Here is a 2,820-nt window from a genome sequence, read left to right on the forward strand (position 1 = left end):
CACACTCCGGTCAATCGGCGCGGAACGATCTTGCCGCTCTCCGCGACGAACTGCCCGAGCAGCCGCACGTCTTTGTAGTTGATGGCGTCGATCTTCTCCACGCAGAACTTGCAGACCTTCTTGCGGCGGAAGAACTTGCGATCGCCGCGGGGACCGCCGGGACGGGGGCCGCGCGCCGGACGCTCGCCGTGCGCGGGCCGCTCGCCGCCGGCAGGACGCTCCGCCGGAGCCGCCGGGGCCGGTGCGGGAGGTGTTGTGGGATTGCTTTCGTCAGCCATGATTCTCCTCGTGGGAGCCGCCCGAGGCGCTCCCGGTAAAAAATGGATCGCTTAGACCGAAACCGCGGCGGGCTCACTGCCCGCAGCCGCTGCCGCGCTCTCCGGTTTGCGCCGCACCTTGCTGTCGCGGATCTTCTTGATCTTGGCCAGGCGCTTCTGCTCTTCGTCCACGCGCACGGTCAGGAACTTGATGACCGGCTCGGTGACGCGCATGCGGCGCTCCAGCTCGTGGATGGCCTGGCCCGTGCCCTCGATGGTCAACAGCACGTACAAGCCCTCGTGGAACTTGCGCACCACGTAGGCGAGGCGGCGCTTGCCCATGCGCTCCACGCTCTTCACCGTACCGCCGGCGGAGGTGACGTTGGACTCCAGGGTGGAGACCAGTTTCTCCACCTCTTCCTCCGGCATGTCCGGCCGGACGATGAACATGACTTCGTAAGTACGTTGCATTCGCTTCTTCTCCCTCCCGCCTCGGCAGGAGCACTGCTACGACTTCTCCTCCGGAGGCTCGGGCTTCCGGTTGAAGCGGTTCATGGCCTTGCTCACGCCCTCGCTGACGATCGCTTCCAGCGCGTCGGCGGCGGCATCGAGCACCGCATCCACCGCCTTGAGCTGTCCGCGCCGGAAGGGCGCCAGCCCGTAGCGGGCGCCGTCCTTCACCGCGCGCGCCGGAGCGCTGCCCAGACGCAGACGCGTGAACTCGTCCGTACCCAGCGCGCCCAGGATCGACTCCACGCCTTTGTGGCCGGCCGACGAGCCCCGCTGGCGGATGCGGATCGTGCCCAGCGGCAGGTCCAGCTCGTCGTATACCACCACCAGGTCGCGTCCGGGCTCGGCCTCGTATTCCTGGAGCAACTCGAGCACCGCCAGCCCGCTGAGGTTCATGTAGGTATCGGGCTTGGCCAGCAGCACCTCCTCCGAGCCCATCACCGCCTTGCCCGTCAGGGCACGGCAGCGCCGGTTGCTGATGCGGACCTGGTGCCGCTCCGCCAGCCGGTCCAGCGCCAGGAACCCCAGGTTGTGCGGCGTGAACTGGTATTCGATGCCCGGATTGCCGAGCCCGACAAGCAGTTTCACGCCGCTTATTTCTTCTCCTTGCCCTTCTCGGGCTTCTCGGCCTTTTTCTCGGCCGGGGCCGCGGCTTCCGCCTCGGCCGCGCCCTCCTCGCCGACTTCCTGCTTGCCCTTCTTGATGACCTCGGGCTCGGCCGGCGCCGCTTCCACCCCCGCCTCCACCGGAGCCGCCACTTCCTCCTCCTTGATGGAGATGACGTGAGCCACGGGGTAATGGGCGTCGGTGAGGAACTTGATCTTCTCGCTGCGCGGCAGTTCGGAGACGCGCACCACCTTGCCGAAGACCAGCTCGGTGACGTCCACCTCGATGTGCCCGGGGATGTCGCTGGGCAGGCACTCTACCTCCACCTCGCGCAGCAACTGCTCCAGCACGCCGCCCTGGGTCTTGACGCCGGCGGCCTCGCCCTTCAGGTGGATGGGCACCTTGACCTTGATGCGCTCGTCCATGGCGATGCGCTTCAGGTCCACGTGCAGCAGGCCGCCTTTCACCGGCTCCAGCTGCCAGTCCACGATCATGGCCTTGGTGCGCTCCGGACCCACCTGCAGGTCGAAGATGGTGTTGTGGCCGCTCTCCGAGTGCAGGATGCGGGCCACCTGCTTGGGATCGAGGCTCACGGCCACCGAGTCCTTCTTGGCCCCGTAGAGCACCGCGGGGACACGGCCGCTGCGGCGCAGGCGGCGGGCCACGTTCTTGCCGCGCTCCTGCGCGCGCGGTTGTGCTTCCACTACTCCAATGGCTTCTGTCGTTGGCATGATGATTTCTATCCTCTCGATCAACTGAACAAGGTGCTGACCGACGTCTCCTCGTGAATGGATTGGATGGCGCGGGCGATCAGCCCGGCGATGGACAGCACCTTGATCTTGGGTTCCTTCTGCCCCGCCTCGGTGAGCGGGATGGTGTTGGTGACCACCACTTGCTCGATGCGGGAGCCGGCAATGCGCTCCAGCGCCGGCCCCGAGAGCACGGGGTGGGAGGCGCAGGCGTACACCTGGGTGGCGCCCGCTTCCAGCAGGGCGTCGGCGGTCTTGACCAGGGTGCCGGCGGTGTCGATGAGGTCGTCGATGATGAGGCAGGTGCGCCCCTTGACGTCGCCGATCACGTGCATGACCTCGGCCACGTTCATCTCCACGCGGCGCTTGTCCACGATGGCCAGCGCCGAGTCCATCTTCTTGGCGAAGAAGCGGGCGCGCTCCACGCCCCCGGCGTCGGGCGAGACCACGGTCAGGTTGGGCAAGTTCAGCTCCCGGAAGTACGAGACCAGCACCGGGGAGGCGAACAGGTGGTCCACCGGGATGTTGAAGAAGCCCTGGATCTGCGGGGCGTGCAGGTCCACCACCAGGGCGCGGTCGGCGCCCGCGGTGGTGAGCAGGTCGGCCACCAGCTTGCTCGAGACCGGCACTCGCGGTTTGTCTTTGCGGTCCTGCCGCGCATAGCCGAAATACGGGATCACCGGCGTGATGCGCCGCGC

The 2,820-nt window shown here is 67.2% G+C and carries 5 protein-coding genes; all 5 read right to left on the bottom strand.

Annotated features, from left to right (window positions below; genetic code table 11):
- The coding region (gene rpsR / locus VEG08_14570) for a 30S ribosomal protein S18 (protein ID HXZ29215.1) at window positions 1–278 on the bottom strand (278 nt) is incomplete at its 3' end.
- A gap of 51 nt (window positions 279–329) precedes the next feature.
- Window positions 330–728, bottom strand: coding sequence for a 30S ribosomal protein S6 (gene rpsF, locus VEG08_14575; protein ID HXZ29216.1), 399 nt, complete (start codon window positions 726–728; stop codon window positions 330–332).
- A gap of 36 nt (window positions 729–764) precedes the next feature.
- Window positions 765–1,355 carry an aminoacyl-tRNA hydrolase gene (gene pth / locus VEG08_14580; protein HXZ29217.1) on the bottom strand — a complete coding sequence of 197 codons (591 nt, stop codon included), beginning with the start codon at window positions 1,353–1,355 and terminating at the stop codon, window positions 765–767.
- Window positions 1,356–1,360: 5 nt separating this feature from the next.
- Window positions 1,361–2,104, bottom strand: coding sequence for a 50S ribosomal protein L25 (locus VEG08_14585; protein ID HXZ29218.1), 744 nt, complete (start codon window positions 2,102–2,104; stop codon window positions 1,361–1,363).
- Between the two features lie 20 nt (window positions 2,105–2,124).
- Window positions 2,125–2,820 (bottom strand): ribose-phosphate pyrophosphokinase (locus VEG08_14590; GenBank protein HXZ29219.1); only part of this gene is annotated, 696 nt, incomplete at its 5' end.

It is taken from the genome of Terriglobales bacterium, from assembly GCA_035624475.1.
GTDB lineage: Bacteria > Acidobacteriota > Terriglobia > Terriglobales > Acidobacteriaceae > DASPRL01.